Consider the following 18529-nt stretch of genomic DNA (forward strand, 5'->3'; position numbering starts at 1 on the left):
CCCGCACAGACCTGGAGCGGCCGGACTGGCACAGTGACTGCGACGTTCAACTGAAAGGAACACATCATGAATATCGATACTGTCGTGGACAAAGAGTACCTGGGCCAGACCTTCCGCGCCCTGGCCGATGCGCCGACCAGCGCCTTGCGCGGCGTGAGCGCCAAGGATGCCAAGGCGCTGGCGCAGGCCTTCAATGTGCACACCGTGCGCGACCTGGCCAACCTGGAATTCGTGAAGCTGGCCGCCGCCATCACCACGCTGGCCGAGCAGGAACAGGAAACGCCGGAAGCACAGGCCAAGGAGACCCTGCTCGACAGCGGCGTCGAAATGACCTTCCCGGCCAGCGATCCGGTGTCGGTCGATTCCGGCATCACCCGCATCGAAGTGGCGCCCGAAACCGTGAGCGCGCATGAAGACCACCAGCACGCAGGCAAGGTCGAGCAGAGCACGGAAAAAGGCCTGAAAGCGGAAGCCGCCGCGCACTGAGTCGGCGGAATGGAAAAAGGAAAGGCGGGCTGCGGCCCGCCTTTTTTGCGTCACGCCGGCGTGGCCGACATGGTGTGGTGATGGGCCGGTGGCGCGGCCAGCATTTGCGCGGTGCAGCAGCGGTTCTTGCCGGAGCGTTTGGCTTCGTAGAGGGCGCCGTCGGCGGCCGCGATCAGCGGCGCCACTTCCGTTGCATCGTCCGGAAAGATGCCGACGCCGATGCTGGTCGACAGTTGCAGCGTCAGCCCGTTGACCAGGTAGGGCTGCGATACCGCTTCGATCAGCTTGTTGCACGGCTCCTGCGTATCGCCGACGGCGCTGATGTTGCCCATGACGATGACGAATTCGTCGCCGCCCACGCGCGCCACCGTGTCTTCCTTGCGCGAGCAGCCGACCAGGCGCTGCGCCACCTGCTTGAGGATTTCGTCGCCGTAGGCGTGGCCGTGGGTGTCATTGATGATCTTGAAGCCATCCAGGTCCAGGTACATGACGGCGGCCTTGGTCTGCTGGCGCGCGGCGTGTTGCAGCACCGTGGAAATGCGGTCTTCCAGCAACCGGCGGTTGGGCAGGCTGGTCAATGGATCGTGCAGGGCCAGTTCCTGCTGCTGGCGGCTGTACTGCGCCAATTCCTTGTAGAGCAGGCGTACTTCCAGCATGTTGTGGATGCGCTTGTGCACTTCCAGCAGGTCGAACGGCTTGCTGATGAAGTCGCGCGCGCCCGCTTCCAGCGCGGCGATCTTGAAGCTCGGCTGGGCGGTGAGGGCCAGCACCGGCAGGTAGCCGCCTTGTTCGATCTCTTTCAGGCCCTTCATGACCTGGAAGCCGTTCAGGCCCGGCATTTGCAGGTCCAGCAAAATCAGGTCGTAGCAATGCTGGCGGTGCATCGGGCACACTTGTTCCGGCAGCATGGTGGAGGACACATCGGTATAGCCGGCCTCGCGCAGGATCTCCAACATCAGTTCGACGTTGTCTGCGCTGTCATCCACCACCAGGATTTTGGCGTTCAGGATTTCGTCTCGGCTCGGCATAATAGTGGTCTCGTTTGTTTCGGGTGCTTAATAGTAATTCGATAATAGCCCAAGCCTCGGTGCTGCGTCGCACATAAGAGCGCTTGGTTTCCGTGTGGAAACTATTGTACGCCTAAATTTAGATTCTTGTAGTGTATCAAGAGTTTTTCAAATTGCTTGTAGGACATTGCCGCGTCTAAAAGTAGGAATGCATACTTGCCGCTTGGAAACTTAAGCTGGTTTCAGGCGGCGCGCCGGGCCACGCTGGCATTGGCTACCTTGGCGATCAGCTCATTGGGCTCGACCGGCTTGGCGATATGCGCCAGGAAGCCGCTGGATAGCGCCTTGACGCGATCCTCCGAGCGGGCGAAGGCGGTCAGGGCGATGGCCGGCAGGTCGCCGCCGCGCGCCGGCCCGAGGGCGCGGATGCGGTCCAGCAGGCCGTAGCCGTCCACTTCGGGCATGCCGAGGTCGCTGACCATCAGGTCGGGCCGTTCGTGCTGTAGTAATTCGAGAGCTTCGGTGGCGGTGGCGGCCGTTAGCACCTCGGCATTGCAGTCGCTGAGGATGCGCGTGATCAGTTCACGGGCGTCGTCCTCGTCGTCCACCACCAGCACTTGCAGGCCGCTCAGATCATGCGCCGCACCATGCGCGGCCGCGGTCACGCTGGCCGGTGCCGAGGGCGTCGCGCTGTCGTGCGCGGGCAGGCGCAGGGTGAAGCTGGCGCCCTGGCCGGCGCCCGCGCTGGTTACGGCAATGGTGCCGCCGTGCTGTTCCACCAGGTGCTTGACGATGGCCAATCCAAGTCCCAAGCCGCCATGCTGGCGAGTAGTGGTGGAGTCGGCCTGGCGGAAGCGCTCGAACACATGGTCGAGGAAGCCGGAGGCGATGCCGATGCCGCTGTCGCGCACCGTGATGGCGATCTGGTCGCCGTCGCGCCGCACGCCGACTTCGACGTTGCCGCCGCGCGGCGTGAACTTGATGGCGTTGGTGAGCAGGTTCCACAGGATTTGCTGCAGGCGGTTGGCGTCGCCGGAGACCATGCCGGGCGTGGGTGCGAAGGCGCGGCTGATGTGGATCTGCTTGGCCTCGGCCGCCGGGCGCACCGATTCGATGGCGGCGGCGGCGATCGCGGCCGGCGCCAGCGGCTGCATGTCCAGCCGCACCTTGCCGGAGGTGATGCTGCTCATGTCCAGCAAGTCTTCGATCAGCTGGGCCTGGGCGCGGGCGTTGCGCTCGATGGTTTGCAGGCCGCGATCGAGATCGGCCTGGTTGCGGCTGCCGCGCCGCAGCACCTGGGCCCAGCCGAGGATGGCGGTGAGCGGGGTGCGCAGCTCGTGCGACAGGGTGGCCAGGAATTCATCCTTGAGCTGGCTGGTGCGCTCGGTCTCGGCGCGCGCCTGGCGTTCACTGTCGAGCAGAACCTTGCGTTCTTCCGCCGCCTGTTGCGACGCTTCGTACAGGCGGGCGTTGTCGATGGCCACGGCGGCCTGCGCGGCGATGCCGCCGATGATGCGTTCGGTGCGCTCGTTGAAGATGCCCGGCTGCGGATGACCGAAGAACAGGCAGCCGATCACCGCGCCGTTGCGCAGCGCCACCGGCACCGACAGGAAGCTGCGCACCGGCGGATGGCCGCTCGGAATGCCGAAATAGGGGGCGTTCTTGCCGTAGCGCGGATCCTTGAGCAGGTCGTCGCAGCGGATCGTGCCTTCGCCGCGCATGCTCGGGCCGAACAGGGCGGTGGCGCGCGGCTGGTCGAATTTCGAGAAGGCCGACGGCGCGCCGGTGGACAGCGTGTGCAGGATCAGCGCTTCACCGCTGCTGTCGGTGGTGTTGTAGAAGAAGGCGCCGAAGCGCGCGCCGCTGATGCTGGTGGCGGCGTCGGTCACTTCCTGCAGCAGCGGTTGCAGGTCGCGCTGCGAAGCGAGCATGGCGCCGGTGCGATTGAGCAGCTCCAGCACGGCCGTTTCGTCGCGCAGGGCTTCCTGCGCGCGCTTGACCTGGTCGACGTCGGTGCTGGTGCCGAACCAGCGCAGCACGCTGCCGTCGCTGCGGTGGACCGGATTGGCGCGCGTGAGAAACCAGCGGAACTCGCCACTGGCGCTGCGGATCGGCACTTCCAGCTCGAACGGCGTGCCGGTCTGGCGCGAATGCTCCCAGTGCGATTCCATGGCGCCCAAGCAGTCGGGCGCGTAGACCCGCTGCCAGCCGTCGCCGGCCATTTGTTCGGGCGTGGTGCCGGTGTAGTCGTACCAGCGTTCGTTGTACCAGACCATGGCGCCGTCCTGTTCGGCGATCCAGGCCAGTTGCGGCATGGAGTTGGCGAGCGCCCGCAATTCCAGCTGGCTCTGACGCAGGGCCTCTTTCGCGCGGAGCAGTTCTTCGTGCGCGTCCGGCGTGAGAGACGCAGTGACAAGAGGGGCGGGCGGGGCGTTCGGCATCATGGCCTCATTCTAGCCCCAAGGCAGGTGGCGGCTCCGCACGGTTGGCGCGGTGCCGATCACGCGTCCAGGACAACTCAGACCGCGCTGCGCCCGGCGGCGATGCTCTCCAGCACCGCTTGCAGTTGTTCAATATCGTAGGGTTTTTGCAACGATTGCGCTGGAAAATCCAGGCGCCGGGTCAATTCCTCGCCGTAACCGGACGCGAACAGCAACGCCAACTGCGGTTTGTCGCGCCGCGCCAGGCGGGCCAGGTCGACGCCGGACATGCCGGGCAGGCTGACATCGGTGAACAGCACGTCGTACGGATGTTGTTCCAGGTAGGGCAGCGCCTCCTCGCCGCTGGCCACGGCGTCCACCTCGTGACCGAGTGCGCGCAGGGTTTCGCAGACCAGGTAGCGGGCGTCGCCATTGTCTTCCACCACCAGCAGGCGCAGCGGCGCAGTGCTTTCGGCCGGTGCGCCCAGGGTGGCCAGCGCCAGCGTGCACAGTACGCCGGCCACTTGCGTGTCGTCGCGAACTGGTGTGTAGTACAGGTCGAGGGTGACCGGCTCGACGCGGCCGTCGTGCCAGACCGGCAGCGTGCAGCCGCGATAAGCCAGGCTGCGGCCGGCGCGCACCTCGGCGATGACGCTGGCGTTCCAGCTCCACGCCGCCGGCTGCATGGCCGGCACGTTGCCGCCAGGCGCGCGCAGGCCGGGCAGGCCGGTCAGATCGACGTAGGCTTCGTTGTACACCATGATTTTCTGATCGCTCCACATCAGCAGCATGGCTTGCGGCGAATTGAGCATAATATCGGTGGTCAGGCGCAGGCTTGCGGGCCATGCGGCGGGATCGCCCAGGGCGGTTTGCGACCAGTCGGGAGTCGGGAGCGTGATGGCGGAAGGTGCAGTCATGTGCGGTTGCGAGCGTTCTCTCTTATTCGTCTTATGAAAAGGCAAAGCCGATTGCATCGTACACGGTAAAAAAAAAGCCCGCTACGGGAGCGGGCTAAATCTATTTTCTTGGAGGAGAATAGAGGAGACAGGTCAATCATGCTGCAATGCGCAAACGAATGCAAATTTAGATTGGCAATGTGAGACATCACCGTCATGAATAAGAAGGGCTAGGAGCGATAATGGCTACGGTAATAAAACATCGCAAGGTGAAAATAGTGGTGCTGGGGCCGGACGCCGAGATCGCCGCCCATTGCGGCGAGGGCGATATCGCCATCCTGCAGGACGACGAAGGCTGGTGGGTGAAGTTCGTCGGCGCCGGCGGCGCCATCGATTGCTACGGCATTCCGTATCCGTCCTACAACGAGGCGCTATGGTCGGCCAAGGCGGCGGCCGAATTCGGCACCTGAGCGCAAGGCGGAGGCAATCCATACGCGGTGCTGGACAAGCCCGGGCAACATCCCTATAATGCTGCTTCTTTCGAGCGGCATGCTGTTCGGAAGAAATGCAGCAGAGCAGTTTTGAATAGTTTTTGCATAGTGGTTGATTCGGCGGAAGGTATGTCAAGCCAACTAAACGGTAGTAAATACCAAACTTTGCAAAACAAAATTAATGCTTTATAATGCTTGCACAGTGCGGCTGTAGCTCAGCTGGATAGAGTACTTGGCTACGAACCAAGGGGTCGTGGGTTCGATTCCTGCCAGCCGCACCATCGTTTTACCCAGGAGAGTTGGAAGATTTTCCTGTTTGCAAACAAGAAAGTGCTGTTATAATCTTGTTTTTTGCGGCTGTAGCTCAGCTGGATAGAGTACTTGGCTACGAACCAAGGGGTCGTGGGTTCGATTCCTGCCAGCCGCACCAGATTTTGTAGTTGGATAGACTGTCGAGTCTGTCTGATAGAAGTTTAAGTAGTAAAAACGTTTTACGCGGCTGTAGCTCAGCTGGATAGAGTACTTGGCTACGAACCAAGGGGTCGTGGGTTCGATTCCTGCCAGCCGCACCAAAATTCGTTAGTGGAAGGGCCTGAAGAGCAATCTTCAGGCCCTTTTGCTTTGTCGCTACGTTTTCGTTCCTGCATAACGCGCAATCCGATGACTACTGCGCAGCGCGAACCTCATCCCTATTGGCATTTTCTTAAAAATGCCCGATGATCTGACGATCATTACTATGGGGAGTGGGCGTGACCATCATCACCAGCATTGAAGACCTGCGCGTTCTGGCGAAAAAGCGCGTGCCGCGCATGTTTTACGACTACGCCGATGCCGGGTCCTGGACCGAATCCACCTACCGCGCCAACAACGAAGACTTCGCCAAGATCAAATTCCGCCAGCGCGTGGCCGTGAATCTGGAAAACCGTTCGCTGGCCAGCACCATGATCGGCCAGGACGTGGCCATGCCGGTGGCGCTGGCGCCGACCGGCCTGACCGGCATGCAGCACGCCGACGGCGAAATCCTCGCCGCCAAGGCCGCCGAAAAGTTCGGCGTGCCGTTCACCCTGTCGACCATGAGCATCTGCTCTATCGAAGACATCGCCGCCCACACCAGCCAGCCGTTCTGGTTCCAGCTGTACGTGATGAAGGACCGCGAGTTCATCAACCGCCTGATCGACCGCGCCAAGGCCGCGCGCTGTTCGGCGCTGGTGCTGACGCTGGACCTGCAGGTGCTGGGCCAGCGCCACAAGGACTTGCGCAACGGCCTGTCGGCGCCGCCCAAGCTCACCATCGCCAACATGATCAATCTCGCCACCAAGCCGCGCTGGTGCCTCGGCATGCTGGGCACCAAGCGCCGCAGCTTCGGCAACATCGTCGGCCATGCGACGTCGGTGTCCGACATGTCGTCGCTGTCGTCCTGGACCAGCCAGCAGTTCGACCTCAGCCTGTCGTGGAAAGACGTGGAGTGGATCAAGCAGCGCTGGGGCGGTAAGCTGATCATCAAAGGCATCATGGACGCGGAAGACGCGCGGCTGTGCGTGGAAAGCGGCGCCGATGCGCTGATCGTCTCCAACCATGGCGGCCGCCAGCTCGACGGCGCCGAATCGTCGATCGGCGCGTTGCCGGCGATTGCCGACGCGGTGGGCAAGCAGATCGAAGTCCACATGGACGGCGGCATCCGTTCCGGCCAGGATGTGATCAAGGCGCTGGCGCTGGGCGCCAAAGGCGTCTACATAGGCCGTCCCTTCCTGTACGGGCTGGGCGCGATGGGCGAGCAGGGCGTGAGCAAATGCCTGGACATCATCCGCAACGAGCTGGACCTGACCATGGCCTTTTGCGGCCTGCGCGACGTGCGCCAGGTCGATAAAAATATTTTGTTGCCGGGGAGTTTTTAATGCTGGATCAAGCGGTAGGGCACACCTATATTTTTGCTGAAACGCTGGCGCCGAGCCAGCGCATGCACATGGTGCTGCTGGGCGTGGCGGACGTGGCGAGCTCGGCGAAATTTTACGAAGCCCTGGGCTGGACTCGATCGCCGACCAGCAGCGACGGCTTCGTCAAGTTCAATATGGGCGGCTACGCGATCAGCCTGATTAACCGGAACGACCTCGCCAGCGATGCGCTGGAGCCGACCGCAGCGAAAAGCGGCTTTTCCGGCGTCGCACTGATCCACATGGCGCGCAAGCCGGAAGACGTGCCGCGCATTTTGGCCAAGGCGGAGGCGGCGGGCGGCGTCATCGTCAAACCCGCCACGCGCACCAACTGGGGCATCGCCGGCTACTTCAAGGATCCCGACGGCCACCTGTTTGAAGTCGATTACGAACCTGTGTGGGTCTTCGATGACGCCCACCATCTCGTCGTCGACCGGATCGCCGGCGCTTAGCCGAGATGCCTGCTCTCTCTTGCTGAACTCATCACGGCGTCCGTGAGCAGATCATCCGCGCGGACAATCATTCCACTGGTCCGCACCTTCCTGCAGTTCATCTGAGCGAACTGCAGTTCATCGCAATTGGGGTGCCGTGTGAATTGACGATGTGACACACTCGATTCGTCAGTTGCACTTCTTCACTATTCCCCAATCTCGACCATGACGCGACTTTTAATAATTCTCTCAAGTGTCTTCGGACTCCTACTCGGCGGCTGCCAATACAACCCAAGCCAGCGCACTGCTCCGGATGCGGTTCAGTTGCAGACTGATGGCCTTTTCGAGAAGCTTGTCGCCATCAGGCGAGATCTCCACCAGCACCCTGAAGTGGCAGGCCATGAATCTCGAACTTCGGCGACCATAAGCGCGCACTTGCGTGAAATGGGGCTTGAAGTTCAGACTGGCCAGTACGGCCACAGTGTTATCGGAATACTGCGGGGCGGGCACCCGGGAAAGACGGTTGCATGGCGAGCCGAGCTTGATGCGCTTCCTGGCGAGTTCCGTGATCCCGCACTCTTCAGGTCGCAGAATCCCGGCGTTCACCATGCCTGCGGGCACGATATCCACATTGCAATTGCCTTAGGAATCGCCGAGGTCCTTGCGAAGCAACGGGAGTTCTTGCGTGGAACGGTTGTCTTCGTGTTTCAGTCGGACGAGGAGACCTTCAAGGGCGCAAAGGGCTTGATCGAGCGGGGCGTTTTCTCGTCCATCACCCCGGATGAGATCTACGGCTTGCACGTGACGCCATTGCCCGTGGGACAGATTGTTGTCCGGGAAAATGAGATGTTCGCATATCAGCGGCGAGTCAGCATCCGGCTGAAAAACGAATTATCGAAGGCGGAGATAGTGCAGTTGACGAAGGATGTGAACAGTGAGCTGTCTCGGAGCCAGACCGGCGCGAAGCCTTGGGAGATTCAGAATATTGGCGATCCTGTGATCGGATTGACGTCCCCGCGTACTGCGTTTCAGGACTACCTGATCATGGATGCGACCTTTGATACTCGCACGGAAAACGAAGAGCTGGTTCTTGACTTCTATCTATATGAAACAACAGCAACAAAGCTGGAGGGCATCATTTCTCGAATCGAGCGAGTGATTGATGCCAGCGGCCACAAGAGCCAATTGGTCTCCGTGTCGTACGTACAAGAGAATCCCACTGTGCTGAACAACGCCGCACTGACCCGCTCTGCCATCCGCACACTGCAGCGAAGTCGGGGAGTTGACGCGGTCAGGCCAGCTTTTGGACAGGCACCGTTCTTCAATGATGACTTCGTCTACTTTCAACAGAAAATTCCGGGTGTGTATTTTTTCCTCGGCGGATCAAATGCCGAGAAAGGTTTCATTGCAATGAACCACGCCCCGGATTTTCAAGTAGACGAGGAAAGCATCCGAGTCGGCGTAAGCAGCTTCTCGTCCTTGATCATTGGGCGACTGGGAACGCCTGACCAGGCTGAGCGAGAGTAGGCCTGTCACTGCGCACGCCTATCAGTTTCTGGCTTAGTTTTTTTCAAGCAGTTGCGATACCGCAGCGACGATGGCGGCCGGATCTGCTTGCGGCACTTCGACTACCTTGATATCGCCGAAGGACTTGCGGGCCTTGCGCAGCTGGTCGGCGCTGGTTTCCAGGCTGTCCAGTTCCGAGGCGCGGGCACGCCAGTAGGTCAGCTTGGCGGTTTGCGCCGCTTGCGCCGACGCCAGGGCCGGGCCGATGTCGGCGTTCATGCTGTTCGACGGGTAGCCGCAGCCGGCGCTCGGCTTGCCTTGCTCCGCCGCCGTCAGGCAGGCCACCACCGCATCGAGCCAGGCCGTGCGATCAGCGGGCAGCGCGTCTTCGTGCATGGCTTCCACCAGCACCAGGCCGGCGACGTTGGCGCCGCGCGAGCGCAGCGCGAAGTGCTGTGAGATCATCGCGCCGTAGCCCGCGCCCACCAGCACGAACGGGCCCTCCATCTTCGCATTCTTGATCAGGAAGTTCAGGTCCTTGCTGGCGTTGGCCACCGTTGCCGGACGGATGATGGGATCGCTCGATCCCATGCCGCCACGGTCATACACGCAGGCGCGCGTGCGCTTGGCCATCTCCGGCAGCACCGCCGACCAGTCCCAGCCCGCGCGGCCGGCGTCGGCTTCGAACAATACGGTTGGCGAGCCCTTGCCGCTACAGTACATATTGAGCTTGCGCCCGCCGACATCGACGCGCACTTGCGGGCCGGCGAGGGCATCCTGTCCGGCCGGCGTGGCGGCGGCAGCGGTCGCTATGGCCGCCAGCAACAGGCTGGCGGCGGTAATCATGTGTGTAAGTTTGGTCATGGCGTGGAATCCGGTGTGGCGGCGGCTGACCGATTGTGAGGTGAATGAGATTGTTGACGCGGAGATAATACTATCGATGCCGATTTGCATCAACAATGCCCTTGCGCTAAACATTCTGATGTAAAATAATCAATGTATTATTGATATCAAATCTATCTAAAACTCACCATCAGAACAGGGATTTCACATGCGCTTACTTTCGAAAACGCTGCAACGGTTCGTGGCCGTGGTGGCCATGCTCGGCGCCATGAGCGGCGCGCAGGCAATCTGCTTCATCACGCCGGCCAATACCAGCACTTCGGTCACCGGATCGGGCTCGTCGTTCGATTACGCCATCACGGCCACCGCGCTGTCCTGCACCGGCAATTCCAGTTTCGCAAGGCTGACCGACTTCTATCTGCCGTATTTCGCCGACATGGGCATCCAGAACGTCCAACAGAGCGAAGGCTGGTCGTCCGCAGTGGAAGCATCGAACGATTTGTTCGGCATTGGCGGCGGTGTGCTGCATTTCAGCTGGTCGGAGAGCTTTATGTCGGGCTATAGCGTCGACGTGACCTTCCAGGCCGCTTATGGCGCAACGCCGGGCGTGGTTGCCCTGACCACGCTGGGCGCCGGCGGCGCCGACACGATCTGGCTGTCCGGCCAGCAGACCGGTCCATTCGGCAACCCGCTGCAGCCGGTGATGGTGGTCGGCAGCCCGGACGCGATCGCCGCGCTGCCAGCCGTGCCTGAGCCGGCCACCTATGCGATGCTGTTCGCCGGCCTGGCCTTGATGGGCGTGGTGGCCCGCAAGCGCGCCGCAGTGCGCGGCTAAAGCTTAGCTCACCACATTGCGCGGCGTGCCGGCGGCCCAGGCTTCGATGTTGTCGACCAGCTGATCGGCCAGCGTTTGCATGGCCTGCGTGCTGGCCCACGCCGAATGCGGCGTGAGCAGGAAGTTGGGCAGGCGCAGCTTGAGCAGGACGTTGTCTTCCGGCGGCGGTTCCTGGGTCAGCACGTCGAAGCCGGCGCCGCCGATCACGCCCGCGCGCAAGGCGTCGGCCAGCGCGGTTTCATCCACCAGGCCGCCGCGCGCGGTGTTGATCAGCAGGGCGGTGCGCTTCATGCGGATCAATTCCTTGGCGCTGATCATGTTGCGCGTCTTGTCGTTCAGCGGCAGGTGCAGGCTGATGACGTCCGAGGTCTCCAGCACTTCGTCGAAGCTGGCTTCGCGCACGCCGTCCGCCGCCGCATCGGGCAAGGGCGAGCGCGTGTGCACGATCACTTCCATGCCGAAGGCGCGGGCGATGCGCGCCGTGGCCTTGCCCAGCGCGCCGTAGCCGTACAGGCCCAGGCGGCTGCCGGCCAGGTCGGTCACAGGATGGCCGAACAGGCAGAAATTCTGCGACTTCTCCCACAGGCCCGCTTCGATATCGGCGCGGTAGGCCACCAGTTGCCGGCGCAGCGCCAGGATCAGCGCGAAGGTGTGCTCGGGCAGCGTGTGCACCGCGTAGTTGCGGATGTTGCTGACCACGATGCCGCGCTGCGCTGCGGCCGCCACGTCGATCATATTGGTGCCGGTGGCGGCCATGGCGATCATCTTCAGGTCCGGCAGCTGCGCCATGTCGTCCGCCGACAGCGCCACTTTGTTGCTGATGGCGATGGTGGCGCGGGCGTCGCGCAGGCGCTGCACGGTGTCGGCCGCGCGCGTGGCCGGGTAGTCGGTCCATTCATGCGCGAAGGACGGCTTGCGCACATTGGCGATCAGGCTGTCGCGGTCCAGGAAAACGATGCGGTGTGCTTCGGTCATACGGCAACCTCCAGGGTTGGGGCACGCGCCGCCGGCCCTTTGGGCAGGCGCATGCCGGGGTGATTGGAAAACAGTTCGGCGATCCATTCGACGAACACGCGGACCTTGGCCGACAGGTGGCGGTTCTGCGGATACACCACGTGCACCGGCAGCGGATCGCTCACCCAGTCGTTGAGGATCGATTCAAAGCGGCCGTCGCTGAGCATGGGCTCCAGCAGGAAATTCGGCATCTGTACTATGCCCAGTCCCGCCAGTCCCGCCGCCGTGTAGGAGTTGGTGTCGTTCAGCGCGATCAGGCCGGGCAGGGCCACCTGCACCCGCTCGCCGTCGCGGGTGAAGTCCCAGTCGAAGATTTTACCGGTGCGCGAGGAAAAATAGTTGACGCAGCGGTGCCGCAGCAGCTCATTCGGATGCGCCGGCCGGCCGTAGCGTTCCAGGTAGCCCGGCGTGGCGCAGGTGATGAAGTGCATGATGCCGACCCGGCGCGCGATCAGGCTGGAATCGCCGAGCTGTCCGCCGCGCACCGCGCAATCGACGCCTTCCTCGATCAGGTCCACCGTGCGGTCGCTGGAGCCGAGTTCCAGCTGGATGTCCGGGTAGCGCGTAAAGAAGTCGGGCAGGGCAGGGACGATCACTTCGCTCGACAAGCCGGTCGGCGCGTCCACCCGCAGCCGGCCGGAAGGGCTGAGCCGGGTGCGCGACAGCGATTCCTCGGCCTCGCGCACGTCCGACAGGATGCGCAGGCAGCGCTCGTAATAGGCGGCGCCGTCGGCTGTGACGCTGACGTGGCGCGTGGTCCGGTGCAATAGCTTGGTCGACAGCGAGCCCTCCAGCGACTGAATCAGGGTCGACACCGTGGCCTTGGGCAGCTTCATGTTTTCGGCCGCGCGCGTGAAGCCGCCGGCGTCCACCACCTGTACAAACACTTCCATCGCTTGAAGTTTATTCATCTTTCGCTCTCATTGTTCGGAATCCTGAACAATCAATTCATCTTTGCCGTATTTATCAGATTGTAGAACAAGTTTAAGATTGCTGTACTGCACAAAGTAAAAGACCGGAAAGGAGGACTTATCATGAAATATCGGGATGCAATATTTGCAACGATAGCACTGGCGCTTTCGTCGGTTGCACTGGCTGGCGTGGTATATACCGATGCCTACTCACACACCGCCAAGGCGGAGGTTCACGGCATGCGCGCGCTGTCGCTGGTGGCCAGCGGCGACGCGGCGGACTGCGATCCTGCTACCATGTTGTCCTCCAACGAATCGGGAACGGTGCAACAATGAACAATCCAGTAGAGGCCCTGCCGATATTATCGGACCAACTGAAAATCCGCAGCCTTGAGGTCAAGGGCGCGGAAGGTCCATTGGCTGCGCGCCTCTACACCAGCGGCGATGCCGGCGCCAAGCGCGGCACGCTGCTGGTGTTCTTCCACGCCGGCGGCTTTGTCGGCGGCGACCTGGAAGATGCGGATGTATTCCTGCGCCACATGGCCGACGACAGCCAGCATGTCGCCGTATTGGCTTCGGCCTACACGCTGGCCACCGAGCGCCCGTTCCCGGCGGCTGTGGAAGATGCGCACGCCGTGCTGGTCTGGGCCAAAAAGAACAAGGCCAAGCTAGGCTGGAGCGGCAAGCAGTTGCTGGTGGCCGGTATCGAAGCCGGCGCCAACCTGGCGGCTGTCTGCGCGCTGATGTCGCGCGATCGCGGCGGCCCGGCGCTGGGCGGCCAGATCCTCATCATGCCGATGCTCGATCCGGGCCTGACCACTTGCTCGATGCGCGAAATGCAAGCGGCGCCTGAGCTGCTGGACGTGGCCGACGCTTGCGCCAAGGCCTACCGCGGCTATCTGCCGAACGCCGCCGACCGCACCCACCCGTACGCCTCGCCGCTGCAATCGAGCCGACTGAAAAACCTGCCGCCGGCGCTGATCCTGTCGACCGAAGACGATCCGCTGCGCGACGAAGCCGAGCAATATGGCGCCAAGCTGATTTCCTGCGGCGTCAAGACCACCGTCCGGCGCATGCAGCCGGCGCCTTTGAACGATGTAGAGGCACGCAACGAATGCGCTTGTCGATGTCAAGCGCTGGGAGAGATCGCCAGCTTCATCGCTGGACTGGACCGGACCGAGACGCCGCCAGCCGCATAGGATCCCCTAACCCTTAGCAGTATCCGAAGTTACGTCCCCACTGGCTTGCCGGCGGGGCGCTAGTACCGTGTTTTCTCGATTTTTGCTGAGACCGCTCGGTGCCGCCTTTTATATTAATTATTTTCATACAAAAAGGAATTAAAATGAAAAACATTAAACCAATGAGTGCTCTAGCCCGGCCGCTGGTAGCCGCTATGGCGCTGGCGGGCCTGGCCGCAATGTCGCTGTCCGGCTGCGGCGATTCCGCCAAGGCGGCAGCAGCACCGGCAGCAGCAGGCGGCCCACCCATTTCGGCGGCGGCCGTGGTCGAGAAAACCATCATTGAAACCCAGGAGTTCTCGGGTCGTCTGGAAGCCATCGAACAGGTGCAGATTCGTCCGCGCGTCAGCGGCTTCATCACCGCCATCAACTTCAAGCCGGGCAGCCGCGTGAAGAAGGGCGATGTGCTGTTCGTGATCGACGCGCGTCCATACCAGGCCGAAGCCAACCGCGCTGAAGCCGCCGCCAACTCGGCGCGCGCCAAGGCCGATCTGGCCAAGGTGGAACTGGCCCGCGCAGAAAAACTGCTGGCCGACAAAGCCATCGCCCAACGTGAATACGACGCTTCGGCATCGGGCTACAAGCAGCTGGACGCCGACGCCCGCGCCGCCACGGCGCAGTACGAAGCGGCCAAGCTGAACCTGAGCTACACGCAAGTGACTTCGCCGATCAACGGCCGCGTATCGAAAGCGGAAATCACGCTGGGCAACCTGGTGGATGCTTCCGCCGTGCTGACCTCCGTGGTGTCGCTGGACCAGATCTACGCGTCCTTCGACGGCGACGAAGACACCTACCTGCGCGTTGGCGCCGACGCCCACAACGGCAAGCCTGCCACCGTGAAGATCGGCCTGGCCAACGAGACCGGCTTCCCGCATGAAGGCAAGCTGGAATTCGTCGACAACCAGCTGGACGTGCGTAGCGGCTCGGTGCGCATGCGCGCCACCCTGGCCAATACCGACGGCGTGCTGGTGCCAGGCTTGTTCGCCCGCGTGCAACTGGCCGGCAGCACCGGCGCCAAGTCGGCGCTGCTGATCAACGAACGCGCCGTCAGCACGGACCAGAACCGCAAGTTCGTGTTCGTGGTCGACAAGGACAACAAGGCGGAATACCGTCCGGTCACGCTGGGCCAGCAAATCGACGGCCTGCGCGTGGTGCGCGAGGGCTTGAAGCCGGGCGAGAAAATCGTCGTCAACGGCCTGCAACGCGTGAAGCCTGGCGCACCGCTGACGCCAACCGTGGTGCCGATGGATTCCGATCCGCTGGCCGCCAACGTGGCTAAAAAAGAAGAGAAAGTCGCCATCGCCAAGACTGGCACTGTGAAGGAATAAAACAATATGAATATCTCTCGATTCTTCGTCGACAAGCCGATCTTCGCGGCGGTGCTGTCGATTCTTATCTTCGTCGCCGGCTTGATCTCCATCTTCAAGCTGCCGATCTCGGAGTATCCGGACGTGGTGCCGCCATCGGTGGTGGTGCGTGCGCAGTATCCGGGTGCGAATCCGAAGATCATCGCCGAAACCGTGGCCGCGCCGCTTGAGGAACAGATCAACGGCGTCGAGAACATGCTCTACATGTCCTCGCAAAACACCTCGGACGGCGCGCTGGCGCTGACCGTCACCTTCAAGATCGGCACCAACGTCGAGCAAGCTGAAACCCAGGTGCAGAACCGCGTTCAACGCGCGCTGCCACGCCTGCCGGAAGAAGTGCGCCAGATCGGTGTGACGACGGTGAAGTCTTCGCCCAACCTGACCATGGTGGTTCACTTGAATTCGCCGAACGGCCGTTACGATGATTTGTACCTGCGTAACTACGCGGTGCTGAACATCAAGGACCAACTGGCACGCCTGCCCGGCATGGGCGAGGTGCAGCTGTTTGGTTCGGGCGACTACGCCATGCGCGTCTGGCTCGATCCACAGAAAGTGGCACAACGCGGCCTGACCGCCGGTGACGTGGTCAGCGCCATCCGCGAGCAGAACGTGCAAGTGGCCGCCGGTGTGGTGGGCCAAGGTCCTGCGAAAAACGCGGACTTCCAGCTGACCGTCAACACGCAAGGCCGTCTGCAGTCGGAAGAAGAATTCGGCAACATCATCCTGAAGGCCAACGCCGACGGCGCGGTCACGCTGCTGAAGGACGTGGCACGCCTGGAGATGGGTTCGAACTCCTACGCACTGCGCTCGCTGCTGAACAACAAATCGGCTGTGGCGATTCCTATTTTCGAAGCACCTAACGCCAATGCCTTGCAGCTGTCGGCCGACGTGCGTTCGACCATGGCTCGCCTGTCGAAAGATTTCCCGGAAGGCGTCGAATACAGCGTTGTATACGACCCGACCCAATTCGTGCGTGAGTCGATCAACGCCGTGATCCACACCCTGATCGAAGCGATCATTCTGGTGGCGCTGGTGGTGATCATCTTCCTGCAAACCTGGCGTGCTTCGGTGATTCCGCTGCTGGCTGTGCCGGTATCGGTGGTGGGTACCTTCGCCGTGATGATGGCGTTCGGCTTCTCGATCAACACGCTGTCGCTGTTCGGCCTTGTGCTGGCCATCGGTATCGTGGTCGATGATGCGATTGTGGTGGTGGAAAACGTCGAGCGGAATATTCACGACGGCCTTAATCCGCGTGATGCGACCATCCAGGCGATGAAAGAGGTGAGTGGTCCGATCATCGCGATTGCGCTGGTGCTGTGCGCCGTGTTCGTGCCGATCGCTTTCGTATCGGGCCTGTCCGGCCAGTTCTACAAGCAGTTCGCACTGACCATCGCGATTTCGACCGTGATCTCGGCATTCAGCTCGCTGACCCTGGCCCCGGCCCTGGCTGCAGCCCTGCTGAAACCACACGATGCACCGAAAGATGTGCTGACCCGTGGCATGGACAAAGTGTTCGGCGGCTTCTTCGGCTGGTTCAACCGCTTCTTCAACCGTGCCTCGCACGGCTATGAATCGGGCGTGACCGGCGTGTTGAAACGCAAAGGCTCGTCGCTGGTGGTGTACGCCGTGCTGGCCGTGGCCGCAGGCTTCATGTTCAAGTTGGTGCCACCGGGTTTCGTGCCGGCACAGGACAAGCAGTACCTGATCGGCTTCGCACAACTGCCTGATGCAGCTTCGCTGGACCGTACCGACGCCGTGATCCGCAAGATGTCGGAAATCGGCAAGGACATTCCAGGCGTGGACAACTCGATCTCGTTCCCTGGCCTGTCGATCAACGGCTTCACCAATGCACCTAACGCCGGTATCGTGTTCCTGGGCCTGGCGCCGTTCGACAAGCGCGGCACCAAGGAAACCTCGGCCGAAGCGATTGCCGCCGAGATGAACAAGCGCATGGGCGCCATCGAAGGTGCGTTCGTGATGGTCCTCGGTCCTCCGCCAGTCAATGGCCTGGGCACCACCGGCGGCTTCAAGCTGATGGTCGAAGACCGCGACAACCTCGGTTACGACGCGCTGTACAAAGCAGTGCAGGCAGTGCAGATGAAGGCATGGCAGAACCCGAAACTGGCCGGTGTCTTCTCGAGCTACCAGATCAACGTGCCGCAGCTGTTCGCCGACATCGACCGCGCCAAGGCCAAGCAACTGGGCGTGCCGCTGAATACGATCTACCAGACCTTGCAGATCAATCTGGGCTCGCTGTATGTGAACGACTTCAATCAGTTCGGCCGTACCTACCAGGTGCGCGTCCAGGCTGACCAGCAATTCCGTTCGCATGCCGAAGACATCGCCCAGCTGAAAGTCCGCAACGACAAGGGCGAGATGATTCCGCTGTCCTCGCTGATGCGTGTGAAAGACAGCTATGGCCCGGATCGCGTACAGCGCTACAACGCTTACGTCGCCGCTGAAATCAACGGCGCACCGGCTCCTGGCGTGTCGTCGGGCGAAGCGCAGGCTGAAATGACCAAGATCGTCAACGAAGTCCTGCCGAAGGGTATCGGCTACGAATGGACGGAACTGGTGTACCAGGACATCCTGTCCGGTAACACGATGATGTATGTGTTCCCGCTGTGCGTGCTGCTGGTGTTCCTGGTGCTGGCTGCACAGTATGAAAGCTGGACCCTGCCGCTGGCCGTGATCCTGATCGTGCCGATGTCGATTCTGTGCGCGCTGATCGGTGTCAAGCTGACCGGTGGCGACAACAACGTGTTCACGCAGATTGCGCTGTTCGTGCTGGTTGGTTTGGCGTCGAAGAACGCGATTCTGATCGTGGAGTTTGCACGGGAGCTGGAACATCAGGGCCGCAGCATCGTTGAAGCAGCACTGGAAGCTTGCCGTCTGCGTCTGCGTCCGATTCTGATGACGTCGATCGCATTCATCATGGGCGTGCTGCCGCTGGTGTTCTCGCACGGTGCGGGTTCGGAAATGCGTCATGCAATGGGTGTGGCGGTGTTTGCCGGCATGCTGGGCGTGACCTTCTTCGGCCTGTTCCTGACACCGGTGTTCTACGTCCTGCTGCGCACCCTGGCGGTGCGCCTGGAGAAAAAACCTGCCGTGGCGGTTGATGCCGCACCGGCAAAACTGGAAGGGACCCATTGA

At 61.9% G+C, this 18529-nt stretch carries 16 protein-coding genes and 3 tRNA genes; 13 read left to right on the forward strand and 6 right to left on the reverse strand.

Going from position 1 to position 18529, the window contains the following annotated elements; genetic code table 11:
* Positions 1-66: 66 nt before the first annotated feature.
* Positions 67-486: a hypothetical protein gene (locus ACXZ1M_RS25225; protein WP_459050341.1), complete on the forward strand. Its 420-nt coding sequence runs from the start codon at positions 67-69 to the stop codon at positions 484-486.
* A gap of 50 nt (positions 487-536) precedes the next feature.
* Here the strand turns inward: ACXZ1M_RS25225 and ACXZ1M_RS25230 are convergent, their stop codons facing one another.
* From ACXZ1M_RS25230 to ACXZ1M_RS25240, 3 genes are all read right to left on the reverse strand, one after another.
* Positions 537-1514, reverse strand: a complete 978-nt coding sequence (locus tag ACXZ1M_RS25230) for a response regulator (protein ID WP_459050342.1) — start codon at positions 1512-1514, stop codon at positions 537-539.
* Between the two features lie 221 nt (positions 1515-1735).
* On the reverse strand, positions 1736-3937 hold the full coding sequence (locus tag ACXZ1M_RS25235) for a hybrid sensor histidine kinase/response regulator (protein ID WP_459050343.1): 2202 nt from the start codon (positions 3935-3937) through the stop codon (positions 1736-1738).
* Positions 3938-4011: 74 nt separating this feature from the next.
* Positions 4012-4830, reverse strand: coding sequence for a response regulator (locus tag ACXZ1M_RS25240; RefSeq protein ID WP_459050344.1), 819 nt, complete (start codon positions 4828-4830; stop codon positions 4012-4014).
* 221 nt (positions 4831-5051) lie between these two features.
* Between ACXZ1M_RS25240 and ACXZ1M_RS25245 the strand changes: the two genes are divergently transcribed.
* From ACXZ1M_RS25245 to ACXZ1M_RS25275, 7 genes are all read left to right on the forward strand, one after another.
* Positions 5052-5279, forward strand: a complete 228-nt coding sequence (locus ACXZ1M_RS25245) for a hypothetical protein (RefSeq protein WP_459050345.1) — start codon at positions 5052-5054, stop codon at positions 5277-5279.
* 225 nt (positions 5280-5504) lie between these two features.
* Positions 5505-5581: transfer RNA gene (locus tag ACXZ1M_RS25250), tRNA-Arg, on the forward strand.
* Between the two features lie 72 nt (positions 5582-5653).
* A tRNA-Arg gene (locus ACXZ1M_RS25255) sits at positions 5654-5730 on the forward strand.
* A gap of 65 nt (positions 5731-5795) precedes the next feature.
* Positions 5796-5872, forward strand: a tRNA-Arg gene (locus ACXZ1M_RS25260).
* Positions 5873-6049: 177 nt separating this feature from the next.
* On the forward strand, positions 6050-7195 hold the full coding sequence (locus ACXZ1M_RS25265) for an alpha-hydroxy acid oxidase (RefSeq protein ID WP_459050346.1): 1146 nt from the start codon (positions 6050-6052) through the stop codon (positions 7193-7195).
* A complete protein-coding gene (locus ACXZ1M_RS25270; RefSeq protein WP_459050347.1) occupies positions 7195-7683 on the forward strand; it encodes a VOC family protein in 489 nt (162 codons plus the stop codon). Before ACXZ1M_RS25265 ends, ACXZ1M_RS25270 begins: the two co-directional genes overlap by 1 nt.
* A 204-nt stretch (positions 7684-7887) precedes the next feature.
* Positions 7888-9189, forward strand: a complete 1302-nt coding sequence (locus tag ACXZ1M_RS25275) for a M20 metallopeptidase family protein (RefSeq protein ID WP_459050348.1) — start codon at positions 7888-7890, stop codon at positions 9187-9189.
* Between the two features lie 33 nt (positions 9190-9222).
* Here ACXZ1M_RS25275 and ACXZ1M_RS25280 read toward each other — a convergent pair whose 3' ends face one another.
* Positions 9223-10032, reverse strand: a complete 810-nt coding sequence (locus ACXZ1M_RS25280) for an alpha/beta fold hydrolase (protein WP_459050349.1) — start codon at positions 10030-10032, stop codon at positions 9223-9225.
* A gap of 187 nt (positions 10033-10219) precedes the next feature.
* Here ACXZ1M_RS25280 and ACXZ1M_RS25285 point away from each other — a divergent pair, with 187 nt between their 5' ends.
* Positions 10220-10846 (forward strand): PEP-CTERM sorting domain-containing protein, encoded by a 627-nt coding sequence (locus ACXZ1M_RS25285; RefSeq protein ID WP_459050350.1) that lies wholly within the window; start codon positions 10220-10222, stop codon positions 10844-10846.
* A 3-nt stretch (positions 10847-10849) separates the two neighbouring features.
* Here ACXZ1M_RS25285 and ACXZ1M_RS25290 read toward each other — a convergent pair whose 3' ends face one another.
* A complete protein-coding gene (locus tag ACXZ1M_RS25290) occupies positions 10850-11821 on the reverse strand; it encodes a D-2-hydroxyacid dehydrogenase (RefSeq protein WP_459050351.1) in 972 nt (323 codons plus the stop codon).
* Positions 11818-12771 carry a LysR family transcriptional regulator gene (locus ACXZ1M_RS25295; protein ID WP_459050352.1) on the reverse strand — a complete coding sequence of 318 codons (954 nt, stop codon included), beginning with the start codon at positions 12769-12771 and terminating at the stop codon, positions 11818-11820. The genes ACXZ1M_RS25290 and ACXZ1M_RS25295 overlap by 4 nt, the downstream gene beginning before the upstream one ends.
* A gap of 123 nt (positions 12772-12894) precedes the next feature.
* On the opposite strand from ACXZ1M_RS25295, the gene ACXZ1M_RS25300 reads away from it, so the two are divergent.
* The 4 genes from ACXZ1M_RS25300 (at position 12895) to ACXZ1M_RS25315 (ending at position 18529) form a co-directional block, all read left to right on the forward strand.
* Positions 12895-13107 carry a hypothetical protein gene (locus tag ACXZ1M_RS25300; protein WP_459050353.1) on the forward strand — a complete coding sequence of 71 codons (213 nt, stop codon included), beginning with the start codon at positions 12895-12897 and terminating at the stop codon, positions 13105-13107.
* The gene (locus tag ACXZ1M_RS25305; RefSeq protein WP_459050354.1) at positions 13104-13970 is read left to right on the forward strand and encodes an alpha/beta hydrolase; all 867 of its coding nucleotides are present in this window, start codon (positions 13104-13106) and stop codon (positions 13968-13970) included. The genes ACXZ1M_RS25300 and ACXZ1M_RS25305 overlap by 4 nt, the downstream gene beginning before the upstream one ends.
* Positions 13971-14131: 161 nt before the next feature.
* Complete coding sequence (locus tag ACXZ1M_RS25310) at positions 14132-15337, forward strand: efflux RND transporter periplasmic adaptor subunit (RefSeq protein WP_459050355.1); 1206 nt, start codon at positions 14132-14134, stop codon at positions 15335-15337.
* A gap of 6 nt (positions 15338-15343) precedes the next feature.
* On the forward strand, positions 15344-18529 hold the full coding sequence (locus tag ACXZ1M_RS25315) for an efflux RND transporter permease subunit (protein WP_459050356.1): 3186 nt from the start codon (positions 15344-15346) through the stop codon (positions 18527-18529).

It is taken from the genome of Duganella paludis, from assembly GCF_054461335.1.